This is a genomic window from Streptomyces sp. NPDC006368 (assembly GCF_040612535.1).
Lineage (GTDB): Bacteria > Actinomycetota > Actinomycetes > Streptomycetales > Streptomycetaceae > Streptomyces.
This window is the reverse complement of the sequence record NZ_JBEXQK010000035.1, coordinates 41,407-66,895: the sequence shown is the minus strand read 5'-3', so window position 1 is coordinate 66,895 and position 25,489 is coordinate 41,407. Positions and strand designations below refer to the sequence as shown.

At 72.0% G+C, this 25,489-nt stretch carries 19 protein-coding genes and 1 riboswitch; of the genes, 5 read left to right on the top strand and 14 right to left on the bottom strand.

What is annotated here, in order from left to right; translation table 11 throughout:
- Positions 1–145: 145 nt before the first annotated feature.
- The 4 genes from ABZZ38_RS23035 to ABZZ38_RS23020 all read right to left on the bottom strand — a co-directional run bounded on the left by ABZZ38_RS23035 (position 146) and on the right by ABZZ38_RS23020 (position 5,006).
- Positions 146–811, bottom strand: a complete 666-nt coding sequence (locus ABZZ38_RS23035) for a GntR family transcriptional regulator (protein ID WP_356742967.1) — start codon at positions 809–811, stop codon at positions 146–148.
- Between the two features lie 219 nt (positions 812–1,030).
- Positions 1,031–1,813 (bottom strand): M23 family metallopeptidase, encoded by a 783-nt coding sequence (locus tag ABZZ38_RS23030; RefSeq protein ID WP_356742965.1) that lies wholly within the window; start codon positions 1,811–1,813, stop codon positions 1,031–1,033.
- Positions 1,814–1,825: 12 nt separating this feature from the next.
- A riboswitch (cyclic di-AMP (ydaO/yuaA leader) is annotated at positions 1,826–1,995 on the bottom strand.
- 264 nt (positions 1,996–2,259) lie between these two features.
- Positions 2,260–3,627, bottom strand: coding sequence for a pitrilysin family protein (locus tag ABZZ38_RS23025; protein WP_356742979.1), 1,368 nt, complete (start codon positions 3,625–3,627; stop codon positions 2,260–2,262).
- Positions 3,628–3,653: 26 nt separating this feature from the next.
- Positions 3,654–5,006 (bottom strand): pitrilysin family protein, encoded by a 1,353-nt coding sequence (locus tag ABZZ38_RS23020; RefSeq protein ID WP_356742977.1) that lies wholly within the window; start codon positions 5,004–5,006, stop codon positions 3,654–3,656.
- Positions 5,007–5,193: 187 nt separating this feature from the next.
- Here ABZZ38_RS23020 and ABZZ38_RS23015 point away from each other — a divergent pair, with 187 nt between their 5' ends.
- Positions 5,194–7,647, top strand: a complete 2,454-nt coding sequence (locus ABZZ38_RS23015) for a DNA topoisomerase IV subunit A (protein ID WP_356742963.1) — start codon at positions 5,194–5,196, stop codon at positions 7,645–7,647.
- A 99-nt stretch (positions 7,648–7,746) separates the two neighbouring features.
- On the opposite strand, the gene ABZZ38_RS23010 is transcribed toward ABZZ38_RS23015, so the two are convergent.
- From ABZZ38_RS23010 to ABZZ38_RS23000, 3 genes are read right to left on the bottom strand one after another with little or no spacing between them, the layout of a single operon-like run.
- Positions 7,747–8,886 carry a DUF1266 domain-containing protein gene (locus ABZZ38_RS23010; protein ID WP_356742976.1) on the bottom strand — a complete coding sequence of 380 codons (1,140 nt, stop codon included), beginning with the start codon at positions 8,884–8,886 and terminating at the stop codon, positions 7,747–7,749.
- A complete protein-coding gene (locus tag ABZZ38_RS23005) occupies positions 8,883–10,040 on the bottom strand; it encodes a DUF1266 domain-containing protein (RefSeq protein ID WP_356742960.1) in 1,158 nt (385 codons plus the stop codon). The genes ABZZ38_RS23010 and ABZZ38_RS23005 overlap by 4 nt, the downstream gene beginning before the upstream one ends.
- A 10-nt stretch (positions 10,041–10,050) precedes the next feature.
- A complete protein-coding gene (locus tag ABZZ38_RS23000; protein ID WP_356742956.1) occupies positions 10,051–11,169 on the bottom strand; it encodes a GTP-binding protein in 1,119 nt (372 codons plus the stop codon).
- 235 nt (positions 11,170–11,404) lie between these two features.
- Between ABZZ38_RS23000 and ABZZ38_RS22995 the strand changes: the two genes are divergently transcribed.
- From ABZZ38_RS22995 to ABZZ38_RS22985, 3 genes are all read left to right on the top strand, one after another.
- On the top strand, positions 11,405–13,132 hold the full coding sequence (locus ABZZ38_RS22995) for a sensor histidine kinase (RefSeq protein WP_356742953.1): 1,728 nt from the start codon (positions 11,405–11,407) through the stop codon (positions 13,130–13,132).
- On the top strand, positions 13,129–13,809 hold the full coding sequence (locus tag ABZZ38_RS22990; protein WP_356742949.1) for a response regulator: 681 nt from the start codon (positions 13,129–13,131) through the stop codon (positions 13,807–13,809). Before ABZZ38_RS22995 ends, ABZZ38_RS22990 begins: the two co-directional genes overlap by 4 nt.
- A gap of 63 nt (positions 13,810–13,872) precedes the next feature.
- Positions 13,873–14,079 (top strand): hypothetical protein, encoded by a 207-nt coding sequence (locus ABZZ38_RS22985; RefSeq protein WP_356742946.1) that lies wholly within the window; start codon positions 13,873–13,875, stop codon positions 14,077–14,079.
- 33 nt (positions 14,080–14,112) lie between these two features.
- Here ABZZ38_RS22985 and ABZZ38_RS22980 read toward each other — a convergent pair whose 3' ends face one another.
- The 3 genes from ABZZ38_RS22980 to ABZZ38_RS22970 form a co-directional block, all read right to left on the bottom strand.
- A complete protein-coding gene (locus tag ABZZ38_RS22980; RefSeq protein ID WP_356742944.1) occupies positions 14,113–15,738 on the bottom strand; it encodes a cation acetate symporter in 1,626 nt (541 codons plus the stop codon).
- Positions 15,735–16,196, bottom strand: a complete 462-nt coding sequence (locus tag ABZZ38_RS22975) for a DUF485 domain-containing protein (protein WP_356742942.1) — start codon at positions 16,194–16,196, stop codon at positions 15,735–15,737. The genes ABZZ38_RS22980 and ABZZ38_RS22975 overlap by 4 nt, the downstream gene beginning before the upstream one ends.
- A 134-nt stretch (positions 16,197–16,330) precedes the next feature.
- Positions 16,331–18,448: a DNA topoisomerase IV subunit B gene (locus tag ABZZ38_RS22970; RefSeq protein ID WP_356742940.1), complete on the bottom strand. Its 2,118-nt coding sequence runs from the start codon at positions 18,446–18,448 to the stop codon at positions 16,331–16,333.
- A gap of 443 nt (positions 18,449–18,891) precedes the next feature.
- On the opposite strand from ABZZ38_RS22970, the gene ABZZ38_RS22965 reads away from it, so the two are divergent.
- Complete coding sequence (locus ABZZ38_RS22965) at positions 18,892–19,119, top strand: hypothetical protein (RefSeq protein ID WP_356742938.1); 228 nt, start codon at positions 18,892–18,894, stop codon at positions 19,117–19,119.
- Positions 19,120–19,488: 369 nt separating this feature from the next.
- Here ABZZ38_RS22965 and ABZZ38_RS22960 read toward each other — a convergent pair whose 3' ends face one another.
- The 4 genes from ABZZ38_RS22960 to ABZZ38_RS22945 form a co-directional block, all read right to left on the bottom strand.
- A complete protein-coding gene (locus tag ABZZ38_RS22960) occupies positions 19,489–20,274 on the bottom strand; it encodes a serine protease (protein ID WP_356742936.1) in 786 nt (261 codons plus the stop codon).
- A gap of 196 nt (positions 20,275–20,470) precedes the next feature.
- Positions 20,471–22,021, bottom strand: a complete 1,551-nt coding sequence (locus ABZZ38_RS22955; protein ID WP_356742934.1) for an RNA polymerase sigma factor — start codon at positions 22,019–22,021, stop codon at positions 20,471–20,473.
- A 486-nt stretch (positions 22,022–22,507) separates the two neighbouring features.
- On the bottom strand, positions 22,508–23,449 hold the full coding sequence (locus tag ABZZ38_RS22950; protein WP_356742932.1) for a FadR/GntR family transcriptional regulator: 942 nt from the start codon (positions 23,447–23,449) through the stop codon (positions 22,508–22,510).
- A gap of 106 nt (positions 23,450–23,555) precedes the next feature.
- Positions 23,556–25,415, bottom strand: a complete 1,860-nt coding sequence (locus ABZZ38_RS22945; protein WP_356742930.1) for an ABC transporter ATP-binding protein — start codon at positions 25,413–25,415, stop codon at positions 23,556–23,558.
- Positions 25,416–25,489 lie beyond the last annotated feature (74 nt).

The following is a 25,489-nucleotide window of genomic DNA, read 5'->3' as shown; positions in this document are numbered from 1 at the left end:
GCCCTTGTTCTGCTCGTTCCATTCGGCACGGGCGGTGTTGAGCCGCACGGCTCAGCCGTTTCGTTTATGGTTCCGCTGGTTCCGCTGTTCATGGCAGGCGAATTCAGGCCCGCCGCGGAGCCCTTATTTGTATACGGCCCCGCTGTTAATTCCGGACGCTCGCCGTGTTTACGTGACGTTGCGAAGTCCTCACGCGCAGCCGGTGGGCCCCGAGCGAGCGCTCCGCGTGCAGGGCGGTGAGCGCCCGCGCCCGTTCCGCGTCGCCGCGCGCCACCGCGTCGACGATCGCGCCGTGCTCGGCCCACGCCTCCACCGGGTGGGCCGGCTGGTCGACCGCGTACATCCAGCTGATCTTGTGTCGCAGCTGGGTCAGCAGAGCGGTCAGACCGGGGCTGCCGGACGCCTGGGCGAGGGTCTCGTGGAACCAGCCGCCGAGCGACCGCAGGTCATCCCCCTGGCCGCGGCGTGCCCGCTCCTGGCCCAGCCTGACCAGGCCGCGCAGCACTTTCAGGTGCGCCTCGGTGCGCCGCTGGGCCGCCCGCGCCGCCCCGAGCGGCTCCAGGAGCGTACGGATCTCCAGCACATCGGCCGCCTCCTGCTCGGTGGGTTCGGCGACGCACGCGCCCGCGTGCCGGCGGGTGGTGACGAAGCCCTCCGACTCCAGGGTGCGCAGCGCCTCACGGACCGGGACGCGGGAGACGCCGTAGCGGCGCGCCAGCTGCTCCTCGGTGAGCCGGCTGCCGCGCTCGAAGACACCGGACACGATGTCGTCGCGAATCGCCGTGCATACCGAGTGCGCGGGAATGCGCATACCGAACCTCCGACTTAATCCGCGCGAAACAGCGTGCGATCGACGAGTTGACGAGTGTTCAGTGACTCTATTGCAACCCGGCTGGATTTCCGACGCCTGATCGAAATCCATGGATATCTTTTGGCCGACGCGGGCACTGCGCGGGCACGACGAAGGCCCCGGCTCATGGCGGGCCGGGGCCTTCGGGAAGCGGGTGCCGCCCTGGAGAGGCGCGGGGGGTCAGACCGCGACGCCGTGCGCGCGCAGGTACGCGACGGGGTCGATGTCCGAGCCGTACTCGGCACTCGTGCGGGCCTCGAAGTGGAGGTGCGGGCCGGAGGAGTTGCCGGTGGAGCCGGCGAGCCCGATCTGCTGGCCCGGCATGACGCGCTCGCCGACCGAGACGCTGATGGACGACAGGTGGCCGTACTGGGTGTACGTGCCGTCGTTCATCCGGATCACGACGTTGTTGCCGTACGCGCCGCCCCAGCCGGCCTCGACGACGGTGCCCAGGCCCACGGAGACGACCGTGGTGCCGGAGGCCGCGTGGAAGTCGATGCCGGTGTGGCTGCCGGAGGACCACATGGCGCCGCCGGTCTGGTAGCCGGTGCTGACGTACGAGCCGGCGACCGGGAGCTGGAAGGAGTTGAGGCGCTTGCGCTCGGCCTCGCGGGCGGCGCGCTCCTCGGCGTCCCGGGCTGCCTTGGCGCGGGCCTCGGCCCTGCGCTTCGCCTCGGCCTCGGCCTTCGCCTGGGCCTCGGCGAGGGCGGCGGCCTCCTCGGCCTCCCGCTCCTGGGCTTCGGCCTGGGCGTCCACGCGGTCGGCGAGCGTGTCGGTGATGACCGCCTGGCTGAGGCCGGTGTCCTCAAGGGCGCGGGTGTCCGTGTCGGCGGCGAGCGCCGGGGAGGCGAGGGTTCCGATGACGCCGGTGGTGGCGAGGGCCGCGACGCCGGCGACATGTGCGCGCTTGCGGCTCAGGCGGCTCGGGGCACGGTGTTTCCCGGTGGTACGGGTGAACGCCATGAAGCAGTTGGTCCTTTCCTTCCTTCTCGCCTACCGGGTTAGCTGACGGGTTCGGAGCAGGAAGGTCTCCTACGGGCCCCTCCGCACGGATGCGAAGGCGTCCGATTCACCCCAGGGACTGCGTATGGCGGGTCCCCGGCTCCCCGGGCTCGCGCCCGATGGGGATTCGGCGATGACTGTCCGGTGCCGCGGGTGCGGCGGGTGCAGCGGGCGGACAGCGCATCAGACGCTAAGCGGCTGATCTTTCAATCACCAAACAGACACGGTTTTTTGTAGTGCACGCCACAGGGCAGACACGTAACCTCCCCAACAAAACGGACATACGACGGAACCCCGGCACCCATGGTGGATGCCGGGGTTCCGCATGGCGCGGACGCCCGAAACGGCCGCCGATGCGGACGCCGGAAGCGGCCGCAGCGAGCCGGCACGGAGCGACGCCGGGTCAATCAGCCGGTGACAACGGTCACTTCACCGATCCCCAGCGCCTCGACCGGTTCCTTGATCTGGGCGGCGTCACCGACGAGCACGGTGACCAGACGGTCCACCGGGAAGGCGCTGACGACCGCCGCGGTGGCCTCCACGGTCCCGGTCTCGGCCAGGCGGGCGTACAACTGCGCCTGGAAGTCGTCCGGGAGGTGCTGCTCGACCTGGTCGGCGAGGGTGCCCGCGACGGACGCGGCCGTCTCGTACTTGAGGGGGGCCACGCCCACCAGGTTCTGGACGGCGACATCGCGCTCGGCGTCGGTCAGGCCCTCGGCGGCCAGGGTGCGCAGCACCTTCCACAGGTCGTCCAGCGCCGGGCCGGTGTTCGGGGTGTCGACCGAGCCGCTGATGGCGAGCATCGCGGCGCCGTTCCCCTCGGGACCGGAGCGCAGCACCTGGCCGAAGGCCCGCACGCCGTAGGTGTAGCCCTTCTCCTCGCGCAGGACGCGGTCCAGGCGCGAGGTGAGGGTGCCGCCCAGGCAGTACGTGCCGAGCACCTGGGCCGGCCAGACGCGGTCGTGACGGTCGGGGCCGATGCGCCCGATCAGCAGCTGCGTCTGCACGGCGCCGGGCCGGTCCACGATGACGACCCGGCCGGTGTCGTCGGCGGTGACCGGCGGCACGGGGCGGGGCTCGGCCGCGTCCCCGGTCCAGGCGCCGAGGGTGTCGGCGAGGACCGCGTCCAGGTCGACGCCGGTGAGGTCGCCGACGACGACCGCGGTGGCCGTGGCGGGCCGGACATGGGCCTCGTAGAAGCCGCGCACGGCGGCGGAGTCGATCCGCGCCACGGTCTCCTCGGTGCCCTGGCGGGGGCGGGACATGCGCGAAGTGGCCGGGAACAGCTCCTTGGAGAGCTGCATCGCGGCGCGGCGGCCGGGGTTGGCGATCTCGTGCGGGATCTCGTCGAGCCGGTTGCGGACCAGGCGCTCGACCTCGCCGTCGGCGAAGGCGGGCGCGCGCAGGGCCTCGGCGAGCAGTCCGAGGGCCTTGGCCAGGCGGGAGACCGGCACCTCCAGGGAGACCCGCACGCCGGGGTGGTCGGCGTGCGCGTCGAGCGTGGCGCCGCAGCGCTCCAGCTCGGCGGCGAACTCCTCCGCCGTGTGCTTGTCGGTGCCCTCCGACAGGGCGCGGGCCATGATCGTGGCGACGCCGTCGAGGCCCTCCGGCTCGGCCTCCAGGGGGGCGGCGAGGAAGAGCTCCACGGCCACGACCTGCTGGCCGGGGCGGTGACAGCGCAGCACGGTCAGGCCGTTGTCCAGGGTGCCGCGCTCGGGGGCCGGGAAGGCCCAGGGCTTGGCGGCGCCCGGCTGCGGCTGCGGGTGGAACTCCATGGACGTCAGGGACACAGCGGCGTCGCTCACTGGTCGGCCCCCTCTTCTTCCTGCTCGCTGTGGTCGGCGTCGCCGTGTTCGGCGGTCACGGGCTCGTAGACCAGTACGGCCCTGTTGTCCGGGCGCAGGCGGGCCTTGGCGACGGCCTGCACCTCCTCGGCGGTGACGTCCAGCACGCGCTGGACGGCGGTGAGCGCCAGCTGCGGGTCGCCGAACAGCACGGCGAACCGGCACAGTTCGTCCGCGCGGCCGGCGACCGTGCCGAGCCGGTCCAGCCACTCCCGCTCCAGCTGGGCCTGGGCGCGCTCCATCTCCTCGGGCGTGGGGCCCTCGGCCGCGAACCGGGCCAGCTCGTCGTCGATCGCGGTCTCGATGTCCGGCACCTCGACGCCGCCGGAGGTCTTCACGTCCAGCCAGCCCAGCGAGGGCGCCCCGGCGAGGCGCAGCAGCCCGAAACCGGCCGTCACGGCCGTGCGGTCGTGGCGCACCAGGCGGTTGTGCAGCCGGGACGACTCGCCACCGCCGAGGATGGTGAGGGCCAGGTCGGCGGCGTCGCACTCGCGCGTGCCGTCGTGCGGGAGCCGGTAGGCGGCCATCAGGGCGCGGGCCGGGACCTCCTCCTCGACGATCCGGCGCAGCTGCTCGCCGATGACCTCGGGCAGCGTGCCGTCACGCGGCGGCTGCTTGCCGTCGTGGGAGGGGATGGAGCCGAAGTACTTCTCGATCCAGGCGAGCGTCCGCTCGGGGTCGATGTCTCCGACGACCGACAGGACGGCGTTGTTGGGCGCGTAGTACGTGCGGAAGAAGTTCCGCGCGTCCTCCAGGGTGGCGGCGTCCAGGTCGGCCATCGAGCCGATGGGGGTGTGGTGGTAGGGGTGGCCCTCCGGGTAGGCGAGGGCGGTCAGCCTCTCGAAGGCCGTGCCGTACGGGACGTTGTCGTACCGCTGGCGGCGCTCGTTCTTGACGACGTCCCGCTGGTTCTCCATGGACTCCTCGTCGAGCGCGGCGAGCAGCGAGCCCATCCGGTCCGCCTCGAGCCACAGGGCCAGCTCCAGCTGGTGGGCCGGCATGGTCTCGAAGTAGTTGGTCCGCTCGAAGCTGGTGGTGCCGTTGAGCGAACCACCGGCGCCCTGGACCAGCTCGAAGTGGCCGTTCCCCTTCACCTGCTGCGAGCCCTGGAACATCAGGTGCTCGAAGAGGTGGGCGAGCCCGGTACGGCCCTCGACCTCGTGCCGCGAGCCGACGTCGTACCAGAGGCACACCGCGGCGACCGGGGTCAGGTGGTCCTCGGAGAGCACCACGCGCAGGCCGTTGGCCAGCCGGTGCTCGGTCGCTGTCAGGCCTCCGGAGCCGGCCTGGGCTGTGGCCGTGTGACCCATGGGCATGTACGTCCCTTCGATCGCGATGTGAAAAGTCCTGCCACTGTATGCAAGCGGACCGACACCTGGCGAAGTTCCCGTCCCGCCGATCCGTCCCTCTTCCGGGTCGCGGTCGGCGTTGTCGGTGGGACGGTCCACAATGGTCGGCGTCAGATCAGCCTTTGCCTGGTGAAGGAGCGCAGCCGCGATGGCCCGCCGCAGCACGAAGACCGCGCAGCCCGACGACTTCGAGGAGAGGATCCTCGACATCGACGTCGTCGACGAAATGCAGGGCTCCTTCCTCGAGTACGCGTACTCGGTGATCTACTCCCGGGCCCTGCCGGACGCCCGTGACGGGATGAAGCCGGTACAGCGCCGGATCGTGTACCAGATGAACGAGATGGGGCTGCGGCCCGACCGCGGCTTCGTGAAGTGCGCCCGGGTCGTCGGCGAGGTGATGGGCAAGCTCCACCCGCACGGCGACGCGTCGATCTACGACGCGCTGGTGCGCATGGCGCAGCCCTTCTCCATGCGGGTGCCGCTGGTCGACGGCCATGGCAACTTCGGCTCCCTCGGCAACGACGACCCGCCCGCGGCCATGCGGTACACCGAGTCCCGGATGGCCGCCGCGGCGCTGATGATGACCGAGTCGATCGACGAGGACACGGTCGACTTCACGCCGAACTACGACGGCCAGGAGCGGGAACCGGTCGCGCTCCCCGCCGCCTACCCGAACCTGCTGGTCAACGGCGCGTCCGGGATCGCGGTCGGTATGGCGACCAACATGCCCCCGCACAACCTGGGCGAGGTCATCGCCGCGGCCCGCCACCTGATCAAGCACCCGGGCGCCGACCTGGAGACCCTGATGCGGTACGTGCCGGGTCCCGACCTGCCGACCGGCGGGCGGATCGTCGGCCTGTCCGGGATCAAGGACGCGTACGAGTCGGGCCGCGGCACCTTCAAGATCCGTGCCACCGTGGCCGTGGAGAACGTGACGGCGCGCCGCAAGGGCCTGGTCGTGACCGAACTGCCCTTCACGGTGGGCCCTGAGAAGGTGATCGCCAAGATCAAGGACCTGGTCGCGGCGAAGAAGCTGCAGGGCATCGCGGACGTCAAGGACCTCACCGACCGCGCGCACGGGCTGCGGCTGGTGATCGAGGTGAAGAACGGCTTCATCCCGGAGGCCGTGCTGGAGCAGCTGTACAAGCTGACGCCGATGGAGGAGTCCTTCGGCATCAACAACGTGGCGCTGGTCGACGGGCAGCCGCTCACGCTGGGCCTGAAGGAGCTGCTGGAGGTCTACCTCGACCACCGCTTCGACGTCGTACGGCGGCGCAGCGAGTTCCGGCGCGGCAAGAAGCGCGACCGGTTGCACCTGGTGGAGGGCCTGCTCGTCGCGCTCCTCGACATCGACGAGGTCATCCGGCTGATCCGGTCGAGCGACAACTCGGCCCAGGCCAAGGAGCGGCTCATCGAGCGGTTCTCGCTGAGCGAGATCCAGACGCAGTACATCCTGGACACCCCGCTGCGCCGGCTCACCAAGTTCGACCGGATCGAGCTGGAGGGCGAGCGCGACCGCCTCACCAGCGAGATCGAGGAGCTGACCCGCATCCTGGAGTCGGACTCCGAGCTGCGCAAGCTGGTCTCGTCCGAACTGGCCTCGGTGGCAAAGAAGTTCGCCACCGAGCGGCGCACGGTGCTGCTGGAGTCGGCCGGCGCGCCGGTCGCCGCCGCGTCCCTGGAGGTGGCGGACGACCCGTGCCGGGTCCTGCTGTCCTCGACCGGGCTGCTGGCTCGTACGGCGACCGGTGAGCGGTTCGCCGACACCGAGGGCAGGCGCACCAAGCACGACGTGATCGTCTCGGCGGTGCCGGCGACCCAGCGGGGTGACGTGGGAGTGGTGACGTCCACCGGGCGGCTGCTGCGGCTGCCGGTGATCGACCTGCCGCAGCTCCCGGACACGGCCTCCGCGCCGAACCTGTCCGGCGGTGCGCCCCTGTCCGAGTTCCTGACGCTGGCAAAGGACGAGGCGGTCGTCTGTCTGACCACGCTCGACGAGTCCTCGCCGGGCCTGGCGATCGGCACCCTCCAGGGCGTGGTCAAGCGGGTGGTCCCGGACTACCCGGCGAACAAGGACGAGCTGGAGGTGATCACCCTCAAGGAGGGTGACCGGATCGTCGGCGCGGCCGAGCTGCGCACGGGCGAGGAGGACCTGGTCTTCGTCACCTCCGACGCCCAGCTGCTGCGGTACCCGGCGTCCCAGGTGCGTCCGCAGGGCCGCCCGGCGGGCGGTATGACCGGCATCAAGCTGTCGGCCGGTGCCGAGGTGATCTCGTTCACCGTGGTGGATCCGGCCGGTGACGCGGTGGTGTTCACGGTCGCCGGGTCGTCCGGCGCGCTGGACTCCACGGTGGGTACGTCGGCGAAGCTGACGCCGTTCGACCAGTACCCGCGCAAGGGCCGCGCCACGGGCGGTGTGCGCTGCCAGCGGTTCCTGAAGGGTGAGGACATGCTGGTCCTCGCCTGGGCGGGCGCGGCCCCGGCCAGGGCTGCCCAGAAGAACGGCTCCCCCGTGGAGCTGCCCGAGATCGACCCGCGCCGCGACGGCTCGGGCACGCCGCTGGCCCAGCCGGTCGCGGTGCTGGCGGGCCCCGCGTCGTAGGGCGGTCCACGGCGCGTCCACCGTTGCCCCGTGGTCGGTGGGCGCGCCGGGCGATACCGGGGGGCGGCCCGTCAGCGGTCGGTGCGCGCGCCGTGGGCGTCAGCGCCAGGGGATGTTGCGCCAGGGGCTGCCCTCGTCCTCCACGAGCAGCCGGTGGGCGTTGAGGGCGTCCTCGTAGTAGTGGCCGTACTCCTCGTCGTCGAAGCGGAGGACCCTGCCCAGGGTGTACGCCGCCGAGAACTCCTCCCAGGAGCCGTACGCGGCCTTGCTCAGCGCACCGGCGTGCACGATCGCCTGCTCCGCCTGCTGCGGGTCGCAGTAGCGGGCGGCCAGGCCCCAGCGGGCGAGGTTCGGGGCCCTGCCGTAGTCGTACGCGGACGCCGTGGCGACCCAGCCGTCCCCGGGCAGCAGCCCGTCCGCCCGGAAGCGGGCTTCGTACCGCATGATGCGGCGCACCAGCTGCTCCATCTCCGCGACCAGGGCCGGCGGCGCGCCCTGGTCGTGGAGGCTCCCCGCCGCGGTCTCGCGCCACAGGTCGGCGGGCGGCAGCTCCCCGAGGCCCCTGCGGAGCTGTTCGCGCACCCGCAGCGCGTACTCGGGGGCGGCCGGGCTGTTGCGGTAGTCCAGCAGGGCGGCCATCTGCCGCTGCCAGCCGGCGTGGTCGGTGACGCCCCAGGACTCGCGCAGCATGCGTCGCTGGCCGAGGTACTCGCGGTAGACGGTGCCCACTTCGTTCCAGGGCACGCCGTTGCCGACGGCGAGGTGCGCCCCGCAGGCCAGGCCGAAGGCGAGCGGCCCGAAGAGGGGGCCGGTGTGCAGGGCGGTCAGACGGTCGAGGGTCGTGCCGTCGTTCTCCGCGTGGAAGCGGCGCCACAGGGCGCGGTCCTGGGGCGTGGTCGGCAGGAAGAGTGCGGCCGGTGTGCCCGGGTTCACGGCGAGCCACTGACCCGGGTCCCAGTGGGTGCCGGCCACCCAGTCCAGGGTCACCTCGTGGAAAACCCAGTCCGGGTGCCAAGGGGGGAGCATGCCGCGGGTGAGCAGGGGCTTGAAGGGCGCCCCGGTGGCCGGGTCCCGGGTGGCGGGCCAGTGGATGGTGTCGGGCTCGGCGTCGACGCCGTGCCGGTTCTGGCCGATGAACAACTCCTCCCGCGCGAGGAGGCGCAGTTGCGCGTGGACGTCCCCGCGCAGCCGCGCCTCGTACAGCTGTCGCTCGACGTGCGTGGGAGGCACCCAGTTCAGGACCACGGCAGGCTCCGGTAGGGGCTGGCGGGGTCCTGCGTGAGGATGCGGTGCTGGGTGACCGACTCCTGGTGGACGCGTCCGAAGGAGTCCTCGTCGAAGGCGATGACCCGGGCCAGCGCGTACGCCGCCGAGAACGCGCCCCACGATCCGTAGGCCTCCCGGCTCAGCCGCCCCGCCTTGAGGACCGCTTCCTCGGCCTCCCGCGGGTCGCAGAGGCGGGCGCCGAGGGCCATCCGCACGAAGCAGACGATCCGGCCGTAGTCGAACGCGGCCAGCGTGTCGACGCGTTCGTCCGCGCCCAGCACGCCGTCGGCGCGGAACCGCTCCTCGTAGCGGCTGAACCGGGTCACGGTGTCCGTGAACTCCTTGAGGGTCGTCGCGCCCGCGCCGCGCTCGGTGAGGTCGCGCAGGACCGCGTCCAGCCACTCCCCCGTCGAGGGTGTCCGGCCCAGCCGTCCGGCGAGCAGGGTCCGGACGCGCAGGGCGATCGCCTCCTCCCGCCCGGCGAGCCGGGCCCGGTGGAGGGCTGCCAGCTTGTCGCGGAACTGGGCGCGGTTGGTCACGCTCCAGGTGCCGCGCAGGGTGGCGGCGTCCGCGCGGTAGTCGAAGAAGGTCGTGCCGAGCTGGTTCCAGGGGACGCTGTTGTGCACCGACAGGTGGGCGCCACAGGCCAGGCCGTGGGCGAGGGCTCCGTGTGTCGGCCCGGCGGCGTGCGTGAGGAGCTGCCCGCGCTGCGGTCCGCCGGTCCGGGCGGTCATGGTCAGCCACGCCGCGCGGTGGTGCGCTTTCGCCTCGGCGCTGATCGCGCACGGCGTCCCGGGGTTCACCGTCAGCAGCAACTTCCCCCGGTCGGGCCAGCTCCGCGCCAACTCGGCGAGCGTGGTGGACCGGTGGACCCACTCCGGGTGCCAGGGCGCGAGCATGCCCACCGTGTGGACCGCGATGCTCCACCTGCCGGTCAGCGGGTCCTTGACGGGGACGAGGGGGAGACCGGCGCCCGGCGCGTCCGCGTGCAGCCGGCCGACGGGCAGGTACAGCGTGGCGCGGGAGACCGCGGCCAGCTGCGCGTCGCGGTCCCCGCCCTCTGCGGCCTCGTACAGCAGCCGCTCTGTCTCCGTCGGCGGTATCCACCGCGTCGTCCCCGGTATCACGGGGATGATCTTATGAATCGATGTCGGCCGGCTCGTCGTCAGGCTCCGGATCACGCTCCGGCTCCGCGACCGCCGCTGGTTCCGGCTCGGGCTCCGGCTCGCGTACGTAGCGCAGGACGCCCCACATGCTGTGTTCCTCCGGGACGTCCTCCGGACCCGTCACCCGGCAGCCGTCCAGGGCCTTGCGGAGCGCCTCGCCGTCGGTGCCGGAGCCGATGAGGACGAGCTGGGTGAGCCGCTGTTCGCCGGGCGGCCAGGGCTCGGGGTGGAAGCGCAGGAAGCGGCCCACGGTGTGGAGGGTGTAGCGGTTGGCGGGGTCGGCGGTGCCGAAGTCGACGTACCCCTTGGCGCGGTACACGCCCTCGGGGCGGGAGTCGAGGAAGTCCAGCAGCCGGCGCGGGTGCAGGGGCGTGTCGGCGGTGAAGGAGACCGTGTCGTACGCCGCGTGCGGGTGGTGGTCCTCGATGACGTGGAGCTCGTCCAGGTCCTCGAAGGTGAGCTGACGCGGGCCGCCGTCGTCGGCGCGGGCGGCCCGGTCGAAGAGGAGCTCGGGGTCGATCCGGCCGTACGCGGCGTCGATCACCGCGGCCCGGCCGGCGAGCTCGGCGACGGCGGCGTGGACGCGGCGGAGCTCGCCGGGGTCCACGCGGTCGGCCTTGTTGACGACGACGAGGTCGGCGATGCCGAGGTGACGGTCGGTCTCGGGGTGGCGGGTGCGGGTCGCGTCGAACTCGGCGGCGTCGACGACCTGGACGAGTCCGCCGTACACGATCCGCTCGTTGTCGCTGGCGAGGATCATCCGCACCAGCTCCTGCGGTTCGGCGAGGCCGCTGGCCTCGATGACGATGACGTCGAGGCGGGCGGCGGGCCTGGTGAGGGTCTCCAGGTAGGTGTCGAGCTCGCTCGCGTCGACGGCGCAGCACAGGCATCCGTTGCCGAGGGAGACGGTGGAGCCGACCTGGCCGGCGACCGTCATGGCGTCGATCTCGATCGAGCCGAAGTCGTTGACCATGACCCCGATGCGGGTGCCTCTGGCGCTGCGCAGAAGGTGGTTGAGCAAGGTTGTCTTGCCCGACCCGAGGAAACCCGAGAGGACGACGACGGGGATCTGCTCCTGCACGCTGCTCAAGGGGCACCTTTCTCGGTCGGCTCCGCTCCGGCCGCTACGGCTGCGACGCGGCTGCGGCTGGGGCCGTCAGCGGCGTTCGGCGGCTGCGGCTCCCGCGGCCCCCAGGATAGGCGCGGCCGTCGGGCGCACGGCCGTGCCACCACCCGGCAGGGCCACGGACCGTGGTGAGAGGTTGGCCACGCAGCGGGCCGCCGGACATTCCCCCGAGGCGGGTGCGCCCTTTACCGTTCCTGGCATGAGCCCCGCACCGACGCCCACCCCTGCCGCCGCCGTGCGCGCCTCCGCGCGGCGGCGGCGGTTCGGCTGGCCGCAGCGGGTCTTCTCGCAGGTCCTGCTGATGCAGCTGGCCATCGCCACCGGTGTCACGGTGCTGGCCACCGGCCTGTTCCTCGCGCCGCTCAGCGACCAGCTCGACGACCAGGCGATGCGGCGCGCGCTCGCCATCGCCGGGACCACCGCCTCACCCGAGGTGGCCGCGGAGCTGTTGGCCTTCCCGCCCGCCGCCGCCGGGCCCGTGCAGGCCGAGGCGGAGCGGATCCGGACGGCGACCGGCGCCGAGTACGTGGTGATCATGGACAGGCGCGGCGTGCGGTGGTCGCACACCGACCCCGCCCAGATCGGCAAGGTCGTCTCCACCGACCCCAGCGAGGTCCTCGCGGGCCAGGACGTCATGGAGATCGACAGCGGCACCCTCGGGCGCTCGGCCCGGGGCAAGGTCCCGCTGCGTGAGGCGGACGGCGACATCGTCGGCGCCGTGTCCGTCGGCATCGAGTACGACAGCGTCCGCGCACGGCTGCTCGCGGCGATCCCGGGGCTGCTCGCGTACGCGGGCGGGGCCCTTGCCGCCGGGGCGCTGGCCGCGTACCTGATCTCGCGCCGCCTGCAGCGCCGTACGCACGACCTCGCCTTCTCCGACATCTCGGCGCTGCTCGCGGAGCGTGAGGCGATGCTGCACGGCATCCGGGAGGGCGTCGTCGCGCTGGACGGGGCCGGGCGGATCCGGCTGCTGAACGACGAGGCGCAGCGGCTGCTGGGCGTGGGGCCCGAGGCCACCGGTCGGCCGCTGGACGAGGTGCTCGGGGAGGGCCGGACGGCGGATGTGCTGGCCGGCCGGGTCACGGGCGAGGACCTGGTGACCGTACGCGGCCACCGGGTGCTGATCGCCAACCGCATGCCCACGGACGACGGGGGCGCCGTCGCGACCCTGCGCGACCGCACCGAGCTGGAACGGCTGGGGCGCGAGCTGGACTCGACGCGCGGGCTGATCGACGCGCTGCGGGCGCAGGATCATGAGCACGCCAACCGGATGCACACGCTCCTGGGGCTGCTGGAGCTGGAGATGCACGAGGAGGCCGTGGAGTTCGTGACCGACGTGGTGGGGGTGCACCGGGCGACCGCCGAGCAGGTCACCGAGAAAGTGCACGATCCGCTGCTCGCGGCGCTGCTCGTGGGCAAGGCCACGGTGGCGGCGGAGCGTGGCGTGTCGCTGCGCCTGGCGCCCGGCACGCTCCTGCCGGACCGGCTGGTCGAGCCGCGCGAGCTGGTGACGATCGTGGGCAACCTGGTCGACAACGCCGTCGACGCGGCGGCCGGTTCGGACGAGCCGCTCGTCGAGGTCGAGCTGCGTGCCGAAGGGCGTACGGCGGTGCTGCGGGTCACGGACAGCGGGCCGGGCGTCCCACCCGAGCGGCGGGAGCTGGTCTTCACGGAGGGGTGGTCCACCAAGGACCTTCCGGCGCACGGCGGGAAGCGGGGCCTGGGCCTGGCCATGGTGCGCAGGCTGGCGGAGCGGCAGGGCGGAAGCGCGCGCGTGAGGGAACCCGCCGGCAGCGGGACGGGCGGCGCCGAGTTCACCGTCGTCCTCCCGGAGGCGCTGACCGACGCGGCGGTGACGCGCGCCGAAGCCGCCCCTGACGCCGCGGCGACCGGGCCGGAGCGTGCTCCCGTGACGGAGGCGCGATGATCCGCGTACTGGTCGTGGACGACGACGTCCGGGTCGCCGGGATCAACGCGGCGTACGTCGCCAAGGTGCCCGGCTTCGACGTCGTCGCGCTGGCGCATACGGCGGCCGAGGCGCTCGCCCGGGTCGAGGAGTTCCCCGACCTCGACCTCATCCTGCTCGACCACTACCTGCCCGACGAGAACGGGCTCGCGGTGGTGCGTGAGCTGCGCCGGCGCGGCCACCAGACCGACGTGATCATGGTGACGGCGGCCCGCGATGTCGCCACCGTCCAGGCGGCGCAGCGCCACGGCGCGCTCCAGTACCTGGTGAAGCCGTTCAACTTCGCCGGCCTGCGCCCGAAGCTGGAGGCGTACGCGGCGCTCCGCCGCACCCTGGAGGGCGGCGGTGAGGCCGAACAGGCGCAGGTGGACCGCATCTTCGGCGCGCTGTCGGTGGGCTCGGGCGCCCCGGACCTTCCCAAGGGCCACTCCCCCACCACCGCGGAGCTGATACGGCAGGTGCTGCTCACCGCCGACGGGCCGCTCTCCGCGCAGGAGATCGCGGAGCGGGCGGGCGTGAGCCGGCAGACCGCCCAGCGCTATCTGAAGCTGCTGGAGCGGGCGGGCCGGGTCCGGCTCTCCCTGAAGTACGGCGAGACCGGCCGCCCGGAGCACCGCTACGTATGGGCCGCCGCCTGAAGGCGCACCACGCCGGGCACCGTCAACTCGCGACCCGGCCGGCGCATCTGTGAGACGGCCGCCGTGGTTCGGCGCGATCCCGACCTTGACGGCGGCGAGGGCCGCCCCGGCCTGCGTGGGGCCCCGCGAGCCGCCGCGGAGGTCGTGGTCGTCGGCACCGGCCCGGCCAGTGTCCCCCGGCTGGACCACATGGGCGCGCGCCCCGCCTCCTCGGCCGCCGAGATCGCCGTCGCCGGGCGAGTCCACCAGACCCGGCCGGCGCAGACCTGAGGGGCCCGCCGGACTGCCGGGCCCGCCGGACTGCTAGACCGCGCCCGCGCCCGTCAGCGCCCGGACCTCCGTCTCGGCGTGCTTCGCCGCGTCCGGTTGCTCGGGTGAGGTGACCGTACCGAGCCAACCGGCCAGGAAGCCCAGCGGGATGGAGACCAGGCCCGGGTTCTGGAGCGGGAAGAGCTGGAAGTCCAGGCCCGGGAAGAGTGATTCCGGTTCGCCGGAGACGACGGGCGAGAGCAGGACGAGCAGGACGGCCGGAATCAACCCCCCGTACACCGACCAGACGGCGCCGCGGGTGGTGAAGTTCCGCCAGAACAGCGAGTAGAGCAGGACGGGCAGATTCGCGGAGGCGGCGACCGCGAAGGCCAGTCCGACCAGGAACGCCACGTTCAGGTCGCGGGCGAGCAGGCCGAGGCCGATGGCGACCGCGCCGATGCCGGCGGCGGCGACCCGTGCCACCGCGACCTCGCTGTACTCCTTGCCCTCCGACCCCGGTTCCAGCCCCTGTCCCTGCCCCCGTCGCCGCCTCAGTGAGGCGTACAGGTCGTGCGCGACCGACGCGGAGGAGGCCAGGGTGATGCCGGCGACGACGGCCAGGATCGTCGCGAAGGCGATCGCCGCGACGACCGCGAAGAGCACCGCGCCGCCGGTCGAGCCCGCTCCGCCGCCCAGGTCCAGGGCGAGGAGCGGTACGGCGGTGTTGCCGGCGGCGTTCGACGCCCGGACCTCGTCGGTGCCGACGATCGCCGCCGCGCCGAAGCCGAGGACGATCGTCATCAGGTAGAAGCCGCCGATGAGGCCGATGGCCCAGACGACCGAGCGGCGGGTGGCCCGCGCGGTCGGCACCGTGTAGAAGCGGGAGAGGATGTGCGGCAGCCCGGCCGTGCCGAGGACGAGCGCCAGGCCGAGGCTGATGAAGTCCAGGCGCGCGGTCCAGTCCCCGCCGTACTTCAGGCCGGGCGCGAGGAAGTCGCGGCCATGACCACTGCGTTCGGCCGCGGTGGTGAGCAGTTGGTCGATGTCGCCGTGGAAGCGCAGCAGCACCAGCACGGTGAGCGCGATCGTGCCCGCCATCAGCAGCACGGCCTTGACGATCTGGATCCAGGTGGTCGCCCGCATGCCGCCCAGGGTTACGTAGACGACCATCAGCGCGCCGACGCCGATCACGGTCCAGGTCCGCGCGGCCTGGCCCGTCCCGCCGAGCAGGAGGGCGACGAGGCTGCCGGCTCCCACCATCTGCGCCACCAGGTAGAGCACGGACACGGTGACGGAGGACGTTCCCGCCGCGATACGGACCGGCCGCTCGCGCATGCGCGCGGCGATGACGTCGGCGAGCGTGTACCGGCCGCAGTTGCGGACGAGTTCGGCGACGAGCAGCAGAACGACCAGCCAGGCCACCAGGAACCCGACGGAGTACAGCATTCCGTCGTATCCGAAGAGCGCGATCAGACCGGAGATGCCGAGGAAGGAGGCGGCGGACATGTAGTCACCGGCGATGGCGAGACCGTTCTCCAGGGGGGAGAACAGGCGCCCGCCTGCGTAGAACTCCTCGGCTGATCCGCGCCGGGTGCGGCTGACCCACGTGGTGATCGCCAGGGTCGCCGCGACGAAGGCGCTGAACAGGAGCAGTGCCAGGGTCTGGTGGTCCCCGCTCAACGCTCGGCCGCCTCTCGCGTCCTCTCCCGGCCGCGCTCGTGGTCGAACACGGCCCACCGGAGATCGAGGGCGGCGCGGTCCCGGTGCCGCCGGGCATGGCGTGTGTACGCCCAGGTCAGGGCGAAGGTGGTGAGGAACTGGCCGAGCCCCGCGACCATCGCCACATTCACCGCGCCGGCCACCGGCCGGGCCATCAGCCCCGGGGCGGCGGTGGCGGCGACGACGTACGCCAGGTACCAGGCGAGGAAGGCGAGGGCGGCGGGCACCACGAACCGCCGGTAGCGGCCGCGCACCTCCTGGAAGGCGGCGCTGCGCTGCACTTCCCGGTAGATGTCGGCCGCTCCGGGGGGCCGCTGCGGCGCCTGAGCGCCCGGCCGCCCCGCGGCGGCCGGCTCCACCGGCCCGGCCGGCTCTCCCCAGCCGGAAGCAAGGGCGTCATACCAGGGGTCATCGATCACCGGTCAACTCTCCTTGTCAGCGAACCGTTTCGGCCGCGTGCCCAAGGATGGGCAGACCGGGAACATCCCGGACTCTTCTCTCCCCGCTCTTCACCCCATTGGGTGAAGAGCGGGCGAACTCCCGGGTGAGGAGCTCAGGCGTCGATACGCGAGCGGTCCAGCGTCGCCGCGGAGCTGGTGATGAACTCCTTGCGCGGGGCGACCTCATTGCCCATGAGGAGGTCGAAGACCTGCTCCGCCGCCTCCAGGTCGCCGATGTTGATCCGGCGCAGCGTGCGGTGCCTCGGGTCCATGGTGGTCTCCGCGAGCTGGTCGGCGTCCATCTCGCCGAGACCCTTGTAGCGCTGGATCGAGTCCTTGTACCGAATGCCCTTGCGCTGGAACTCCAGCAGCGTCTGCCGCAGCTCGTTGTCCGAGTACGTGTAGACGTACTTGTCCTGGCCCTTCTTCGGCTGCACCAGCTCGATGCGGTGCAGCGGCGGTACGGCGGCGAAGACCCTGCCCGCCTCGACCATCGGCCGCATGTAGCGCTGGAAGAGCGTCAGCAGCAGGCAGCGGATGTGGGCACCGTCGACGTCGGCGTCCACGAGGAGGACGATCTTGCCGTACCGCGCGGCGTCGAGGTCGAAGGTCCGGCCGGACCCGGCTCCTATGACCTGGATGATCGCTCCGCACTCGGCGTTCTTCAGCATGTCCGATACGGACGACTTCTGGACGTTGAGGATCTTGCCGCGGATGGGCAGCAGCGCCTGGAACTCGCTGTTCCGGGCGAGCTTGGCCGTGCCGAGCGCGGAGTCCCCCTCGACGATGAAGAGCTCGCTGCGCTCCACGTCGTCACTGCGGCAGTCGGCCAGCTTGGCGGGCAGGGAGGACGACTCCAGCGCGGTCTTGCGACGCTGGGCCTCCTTGTGCTGACGGGCCGCGATGCGGGTCCGGGCGGCGGCGACGGCCTTCTCCAGCACCGCGCGGGCCTGCGCCTTGGCATCGCGCTTGGTGGAGGTCAGGAACGCCTTGAGCTCCTTGGCGATCACATTGGCGACGATGCGGTTCGCCGCGGACGTACCGAGGACCTCCTTGGTCTGGCCCTCGAACTGCGGCTCGGCCAGCCGCACGGTCACGACGGCCGTGAGGCCCTCCAGGGCGTCGTCCTTGACGATGTCGTCCTCGGCGACGCGCAGCATCTTGGCGGAGCGCAGCACCTCGTTCATGGTCTTGGTGACGGCGCGCTCGAAGCCGGAGACATGGGTGCCGCCCTTGGGGGTGGCGATGATGTTCACGAAGGACTTGACCGTGGTGTCGTACCCGGTGCCCCAGCGCAGCGCCACGTCGACACCGAGCTCGCGGGTGACCTCGGTGGGCGTCATGTGGCCACGCTCGTCGAGGACCGGCACGGTCTCCTTGAAGGTGCCCTGGCCGGTCAGGCGGAGGACGTCGCAGACGGCCTTGTCCTGGGCGAGGTACTCGCAGAACTCGCTGATGCCGCCGTCGAAACGGAACGTCTCCTCGCTCTTGCCCCCGCCCTCGATGTCGCGCTCGTCCCGTACGACGATGGTCAGGCCGGGGACCAGGAAGGCGGTCTGGCGGGCGCGCTGGTGCAGGTTCTCCAGGGAGAGCTTGGCGTCCTTGAGGAAGATCTGGCGGTCCGCCCAGTACCGCACGCGGGTGCCGGTGCGGGTCTTCGGCACGCGCTTGATCTTGCGCAGCCCGTTCGCGGGATCGAAGGGCGCGTCGGGGCCGGACTCGGTGAAGATGCCCGGAACACCGCGCCGGAAGCTGATGGCGTGGGTGGAGCTGTTCCGGTCGACCTCGACGTCGAGGCGGGCGGAGAGGGCGTTCACGACCGAGGCGCCCACGCCGTGCAGACCGCCGGAGGCGGCGTAGGAGCCGCCGCCGAACTTGCCGCCGGCGTGCAGCTTGGTCATGACGACCTCGATACCGGACAGCCCGGTCTTGGGCTCGACGTCGACGGGGATGCCGCGGCCGTTGTCCCGGACCTCCACCGAGCCGTCCTCGTGGAGGATGACCTCGATGTGGTCGCAGTACCCGCCGAGGGCCTCGTCGACCGAGTTGTCGATGATCTCCCAGAGGCAGTGCATCAGGCCGCGACTGTCGGTCGACCCGATGTACATACCCGGGCGCTTGCGAACCGCCTCCAGCCCCTCGAGTACGAGCAGGTGCCGAGCGGTGTAGTTGGAACCGTCACGGTCTGCGGTCAGCAGCGCACTGGACGGCACGGACGTCTCGGCGGTCACGCGGTTCGCTCCTCGCTGAATTTGGGATGTGGCCCATGGGGGTAAGGCCCGGCTTCTGTTGCCGGGTCAGAGGGTACCCAGGCCTGGTAGAGCCGTTGTCACGCCACCCTCGCGACAACTTATGCTAGTCGAGGGTCGCATAGGTGTTCGATCCCTCGATGGGGTGACGTGCACATCACGTTCCCTTCCAGGCATGAACCATTTAGGCTCCGGGCACGTCCTCATGAACAACCGGCAACCCAGCCGGGGGGACCGAACCACACAATGCAACGCAAGCGACCGCGAAACCCGTAGAGCACCGCGATACGGCTCATTCGCCGCCAACCGGCAGCAGACAGCCACCTTGGAAAAAGTTTCAAGGAAAAGCCACGAGCGGGAACGTTTTCGGCCTGGTTGGATGTTGACCCTGGTACGACAGCTCGTCGAGCTAGAGAAGAGGCGACGTGACTACTGTTCTGACCCCCGCGAGCCCGCTGACGGCCGCCGACCGCTGCGACCGCTGCGGCGCCCAGGCATATCTGCGCGTCGTGCTGACCAGCGGTGGCGAACTGCTCTTCTGTGCCCACCACGGGCGTAAGTTCGAGCCGGAACTCAAGAAGATCGCCGCGGAAATACAGGATGAGACGGACCGGCTCACCACCGTGCCGGCCAGCGCTGAAGAGGATCGCTGACACTCACATCCCGACGAGCCAGGGGCCGGTCCAGGACCGGTCGACGGGCGGCCGCCCCCACACCCAGGGGACCGGCCGCCCGTTCTCGTACCCGCACCACCCGGGCCGGCGCGGAACCGCCCGGCCCCCTTACGTCTCGCCGGGGGAAGGGCCCGTGGCGCCCCCTGGGGCGGCCACCAGGCCTGCCGGGCGCCTCGTGGCGCCCGCGCCCCTCGCCGCCCCGCCGACCGGCCGCCGGTGGGGCGCCCACGTCCCTGGGCGCCACTCCGGACCCCGGGGCCCGGCGCCGGGGTCCGGAGGTGGTACCCGTGCCCGCGGCGGGCGGTTCCCATCCGGCCACAGCCCACCGGGCCCGAGGAGCTCAAGGCGTCACAGGCGCGGCATCACCGCTGAGACCCGGGTGTAGACGCCCGGGCTGTCCGGCTGTCCGCAGCCGCTGCCCCAGGACACCAGGCCGATGAGCCGGCCCCGTGCGACCAGCGGCCCGCCGCTGTCCCCCTGGCACGCGTCCCGCCCGCCGGCCGGTTCCCCGGCGCACAGCATGGTCGTCGGGACGTACGCCCCGCCCGTCTCGGCCGCGTAGGCCCGCGCGCAGACCTCGTCCGGTAGCACTCTGACCCGGGCCGCGTGCAGCCCGTACGCGTACGCACCGCCGCCCGTCGTGTCGCCCCAGCCGTAGACGTCGGCGCTCGTACCGGGCTGGTACGCCGGGTCGCCCGGGCCCGCGACCTTGATCACGTACGAGTCCGGCAGCGCGCGTGCCAGTGTCAGCACGGCGAGGTCACCCGACTGGGTCTTCGGGTCGTACACCGGGCTCACCTCCGCCCGGGTCACCGCGATCTCCTGGCCGCCCGTCCCGCGCAGCTCCGTCCGCCCGGCGATGACCGTCAGATCGGTCACCGCGCCCGCGTCCGTGCCGAGCACCGCCGACCCCAGGCAGTGGGCGGCGGTCACCACCTTCGCCGGCGCGACGACCACACCCCCGCAGAACTGGCCGGAGCGCGCGCCCCCGAACCGCTCACGGCTGGCCAGGGCCACCGCCCAGGGGCTGTCCGAGGCCCGTACGGGCTGCCCGCCGACCACCACGCTGTCGGCGGCCACGGGCGCCGGGCACGCGAGTGGCAGCACGGCCGCCGCCACCGCCGTCAGGGCCATGACCCCCGCCCGTCTCCCCGTCCATGTCCGGCTGAGGGAACGACGCACCCGACGCATAGGGCCTCCTGACTCTCCGCTGAACGACCTTCACCCAGAGTCCGCCACCGCGGCCGGGAGCGCACCCGCGCACATGCGCGAGGGCCCGGCTTCCTTTCGGAAACCGGGCCCTCCGCGGCATAGGTCGTGCCGGGTCAGGTCAGTCCAGGTAGTCCCGGAGGACCTGCGAGCGCGACGGGTGACGCAGCTTCGACATGGTCTTGGACTCGATCTGGCGGATCCGCTCGCGGGTCACGCCGTACACCTTGCCGATCTCGTCCAGCGTCTTCGGCTGGCCGTCGGTGAGACCGAAGCGCATGGAGACCACGCCCGCCTCACGCTCGGACAGGGTGTCGAGCACCGAGTGCAGCTGCTCCTGCAGGAGCGTGAAGCTGACCGCGTCGGCCGGAACGACCGCCTCGGAGTCCTCGATCAGGTCACCGAACTCGCTGTCGCCGTCCTCGCCGAGCGGGGTGTGCAGCGAGATCGGCTCACGGCCGTACTTCTGGACCTCGATGACCTTCTCGGGGGTCATGTCGAGCTCCTTGGCCAGCTCCTCCGGGGTGGGCTCGCGGCCCAGGTCCTGGAGCATCTGGCGCTGGACGCGCGCGAGCTTGTTGATGACCTCGACCATGTGCACCGGGATACGGATGGTGCGGGCCTGGTCGGCCATGGCGCGGGTGATCGCCTGACGGATCCACCAGGTGGCGTACGTGGAGAACTTGTAGCCCTTGGTGTAGTCGAACTTCTCGACCGCGCGGATCAGACCCAGGTTGCCCTCCTGGATCAGGTCCAGGAAGAGCATGCCGCGGCCGGTGTAGCGCTTGGCCAGCGAGACCACGAGGCGGAGGTTGGCCTCCAGCAGGTGGTTCTTGGCGCGGCGCCCGTCCTCGGCGATGATCTCCAGCTCACGCTTGAGCTTCGGCGCCAGCTTGTCGGAGTTCGCCAGCTTGTCCTCGGCGAACAGGCCGGCCTCGATGCGCTTGGCGAGCTCGACCTCCTGCTCGGCGTTGAGCAGCGGGACCTTGCCGATCTGCTTCAGGTAGTCCTTGACCGGGTCGGCGGTCGCGCCGGCGACGGCCACCTGCTGCGCGGGCGCGTCGTCCTCGTCCTCGTCGGAGAGGACGAAGCCCTTGTTCTCGCCCTCGGCCTCCTCGTCCTCACCCTTGACGGGCTGGACCTCGTCGAGCAGCTCCTCGCCCTCGAGGATCTCGTCGGCGTCCTTCTTGGCCGTGGTCTTCTTGGCCGCCGTCTTCTTGGTGGCGGCGGTCTTCTTCACCGCCGTCTTCTTGGCGACGGTCTTCTTCGCTGCCGCCTTCTTGGCGGTGGCACCGGCCTCGTCGGCCGGGACGTCCGCGCTCTGGGCCGCCGGGGCCGCGGCGGCCGTGACGGGCTTGGTCACGGTCGTCTTGGCGGTGACGGTCTTGGTGGCGGTGCGCTTTGCCGGGCTCTTCGCTGCGACGCTCTTGCGGGCGCGCTTCGGCGACTCCGCTGCACTGACCATCAGCGTCACACCCTCTTCCTCGAGGATCTGATTGAGGCTGCGCAGAACATTCTTCCACTGGGTTGGCGGAATCTGGTCAGCCTCGAAGGCCCGACGCACGTCATCGCCGGCGATCTGCCCATCAGCCTTTCCCCGCTCGATGAGCGCCATCACAGACTCGGACTCGGCGATCTCCGGCGGGAGCGTACGGGATGTGCTGGCCGACACGAACAACCTCTCGGAACGATGGAAACGGCTTCCGGCCCCGCCCATGATCGGGCCGGAGCCGACGACCGCCGGCTGGGAATGTGCCGACGACGCGGGCTGAACCTCGGAGCTGCACAGCGACCTGAACGGCGGCTGTATTCCCTCCTCGGCTATCACCTCTTAGGTCATCGCAGGGGTCCGAAGAGCGTTACGCCCGATCCACGTGGCCCGAGTCACACCCCATATGTGATCAAAGGTGCTCAATGGATGGATAGCCTCCGTAATCGCACGCCGCCGGACCCCAGGTACGCCGAGTACGCCGGTACATGGACCACATCCGGAACTTCCCGCTCCGGAACACCCGGTGCATCCAGTGCATCCGGTGCATCCGGTGCGCCCGGTGAGTCCGCTACGTCGGTACGCCGAGTACGTAGCGTCGCGTACCCACCGGGGCCCGGCCGCATACATCACCCACGCCCATCCGAGCGCGCCGCTGCCGCCGGTGGTTCAGTGCTCGCGCGGGGCCGGCACGACCCGCTCCACCTCGGGATGGGTGGTCAGCAGTTGACGCATGGCGGACTCGGCGGCGTGCCCGTCCCCCGCGGCCAGGGCGTCGACGATGCGCGCGTGGTGCGCCAGGCAGGTCTCGCTGGGGCGGTCGCAGCTGATGGCCGGGGACCCGGAGACCTGGAGGGCGGCGGAGACGATGCCGGACAGGTGCTCGAGCATCCGGTTGCCCGCGACCTGGATCAGCAGGGAGTGGAATTCCGCGTCCGCCCGGGAGAACGTGAGCGTGTCACTCTGGGCAAAGGCGTGGCCCATGATCTCGACCATGTCGCCGAGGCGCTGCTGGATGTCCTCGCGGCCGTGTCCGGCGGCCAGACGCGCGGCCAGCGGCTCGATCGTCCACCGCAGCTCACCGAGCTCCCGGCGCTGGTCCTCGCGCTGGGGGCCGAAGGCCCGCCACTCGATGATGTCCGGATCGAGGAGGTTCCAGTCGCTGACCGGCCGGACCCGGGTACCGACGTTGGGGCGCGCGCTGACCAGGCCCTTGGCCTCAAGAACGCGCAGCGACTCCCGGACGACGGTGCGGGAGACCTCGAAGCGCTGGCCGATCTCCTCGGGTACGAGCGGACGGTCGGCGCCGAGGTCGCCGGAGACGATCATCTGGCCGAGCTGCTGGACGAGTTGGCCGTGCAGGCCACGGCCACGGTTGCCCGCCGTCCGTCGGCCCACCCGGCCCAACTCCGTGTCGCCGGTCTCCCAGGCGGGGGGGCCGACACGGCCCGCGCCGGGCCCCTCCGCGTAGGGGTATCGGTCCAGTCCACCCGGGGCCGCGAGGCCGGTCTCGACGGGGCGGGCGGCGGTCATCATGGTGTGCGCAAGGGTACTCACGCATCCTTTGTCGGCGTCGTTTCCACAGCCCTTGAGGTCTTTGGTGAAAAGCACACGAAAGGGTGATCGGCGCTCGCTTGCCAATTGACGCCTTATCGGAAGGAAGCGGGCAAATTCCAAGGGAGTTGTGACCGTTCGGACCGCTTTGGTCACCGCATGGTCACCAACGGGCGCGGCGGCGCAGGCCGGTGAGCAGATAGGCGCAGATCAGGGCGGTCAGCGACAACACCAGCGCGGCGCCGACCGGTTGGGCTACCACCTGAACCAGGCCCATGAGCCAGCGGTCGGCCTCGTACGGCCAGCGGGTCCAAGTCAGTTCGCGCACCCGGCCGGGCAGTCCGGCGATCGAACGCACGGACGGGCCCACGAGCGCCTTCTGCACCAGCGGGGTGATGAGGACCGGCACGGCCAGCACGGCGGCCACGCCGGCCGCCGTCACGCGGAAGACCCCGGCCCCGAGCAGACCGGCCCAGGCGCAGCCGACCGCCAGTCCGGCCCAGCTGGCGCAGAGTGAGAGCCAGTTGTCGGGAACCGGGATCAAGTCACCGCCGTAGACCAGGCGCAGCGCCTCGAGGTCGACGACCGCGACGAGGAGCGCGAGGAGCAGGGCGGTGGCGGCGGTCACGACGAGCTTGGCGATCAGGAGTCCGAGGCGGCGCGGCACGGTGCCCCGGCCCGCGGAGAGCACCGGATAGCGGTACTCGTCGCCGAACGAGAACGCGCCGAGGAGGCCGGCGCCGAGCGCGGCGGGCGGCAGCGGGAAGAGACCCGGCCAGGCGGCGATCACGTGGGGGAGGGGGGTGCGGCCGGTGCGGGCGAGCAGCACGGCGATGACGGCGGAGGTGATCAGGGCCGCGGCGGCGATCAGGGGGGTGGCGGGCACGCCGGCGAGCCGGCGGAGCTCGTAGCGGAAGGGGTGGAGCGGGGTGCGCGGGTGCTTGGGGCGGAGTGGCGGCGGCACGTGTGGAGGGCGGGGGTCCGTGTCGGTCGCGGCGGCGTCAGGGGCGGCGGGGCCGGGGGCGGAGCCGGTGGACTCGGGGGCTGGGGGTTCCGGGACCGGGGCGGGGGCCGGGGGACGCGGTGCGCCAAAGGGCGTGGGAGCGGGGTTCGCTTCGGGTGGCGGGGTGGGGGCCGGGACGGGGGCCGGGCTTGTGTCGCCGGTCTCGTCGGCGAGTTGGTGGAGGAGGACGCCGTGCCGGAAGGCGGTCTCCCCGACCTCGGCGCAGCTGCTGCCGTAGACGGACAGGCGGTTGCCGTTCTCGGGGACGACCTCGACGGAGCGCCGGGCGGACCGCGCCTCGCGGCTGACGAGGGCGGCCAGCCGGGCGGCGTGAGGGGTGCGGACGGCGACGCGCGGGCGGAGCCGGGTGCGGGCGAAGTCGGGCGCCGCCTGGTCCGCGATGAGCCGCCCTTTGTCGATGGTGACGACGTGGTCGGCGGTGCGGGCGGCTTCCTTGGGGTCGTCGGTCGTGTAGAGGACGGTGCCGCCGTCGGCGGCGTGGGCGCGCAGGAGTTCGTACAGCCAGCCGGCTTCCCGGGGGGGCAGCCCGGCGGTGGGCTGGTCGAGGAGGACGGTGTGCGGGTCTCCCAACAGGGCTGCGGCGAGGCTCAGTCGGCGTTCCATGGAGAGGGAGAGGGTGCCCAGGCGCTGGTCGTGGAGGCCGGCGAGACCCACGGCTTCGAGCAGCTCGTCGGCGCGCGAGGCGGGGACTCCGGCAGCCGCGCAGACCATCCGCAGGTGGCCGCGTACGGTGCGGGACGGATGGCCGGGCACGTCGCCGAGGAGGGCGCCGACCTCGCAGGCGGGGCGCGCGATGCGGTGGAGGGGGCGCCCGCGGAAGTAGGTGATGCCGCGGCCGGGTTCGAGTTCGAGCATCAGCCGCAGCGCGGTGGTCTTGCCGGAACCCGGAGCGCCGAGAAGGGCGGTGACGCCGCCGGGCCGGGCTTCGAAGGTGAGGTCGCGCACGACGGGCGGGAGACCTCGACGGGCTCTGCTGGTCAGTCCGATTGCCTGGAGCATCGCTTCTCCCGCGGTAGATGGGACCGCTCGGCGGCAGGTCGGGTACCGCAGCAACATAACGCGCCATTTCGGAC

Coding starts and splice junctions, on each gene's coding strand:
- ABZZ38_RS23020 (WP_356742977.1), bottom strand. CDS start 5,006: ATGGGTCACACGGCCACAGCCCAGGCCGGCTCCGGAGGCCTGACAGCG.
- ABZZ38_RS23015 (WP_356742963.1), top strand. CDS start 5,194: ATGGCCCGCCGCAGCACGAAGACCGCGCAGCCCGACGACTTCGAGGAG.
- ABZZ38_RS23025 (WP_356742979.1), bottom strand. CDS start 3,627: ATGGAGTTCCACCCGCAGCCGCAGCCGGGCGCCGCCAAGCCCTGGGCC.
- ABZZ38_RS22960 (WP_356742936.1), bottom strand. CDS start 20,274: ATGGCCCTGACGGCGGTGGCGGCGGCCGTGCTGCCACTCGCGTGCCCG.
- ABZZ38_RS23035 (WP_356742967.1), bottom strand. CDS start 811: ATGCGCATTCCCGCGCACTCGGTATGCACGGCGATTCGCGACGACATC.
- ABZZ38_RS22995 (WP_356742953.1), top strand. CDS start 11,405: ATGAGCCCCGCACCGACGCCCACCCCTGCCGCCGCCGTGCGCGCCTCC.
- ABZZ38_RS23030 (WP_356742965.1), bottom strand. CDS start 1,813: ATGGCGTTCACCCGTACCACCGGGAAACACCGTGCCCCGAGCCGCCTG.
- ABZZ38_RS22945 (WP_356742930.1), bottom strand. CDS start 25,415: ATGCTCCAGGCAATCGGACTGACCAGCAGAGCCCGTCGAGGTCTCCCG.
- ABZZ38_RS22990 (WP_356742949.1), top strand. CDS start 13,129: ATGATCCGCGTACTGGTCGTGGACGACGACGTCCGGGTCGCCGGGATC.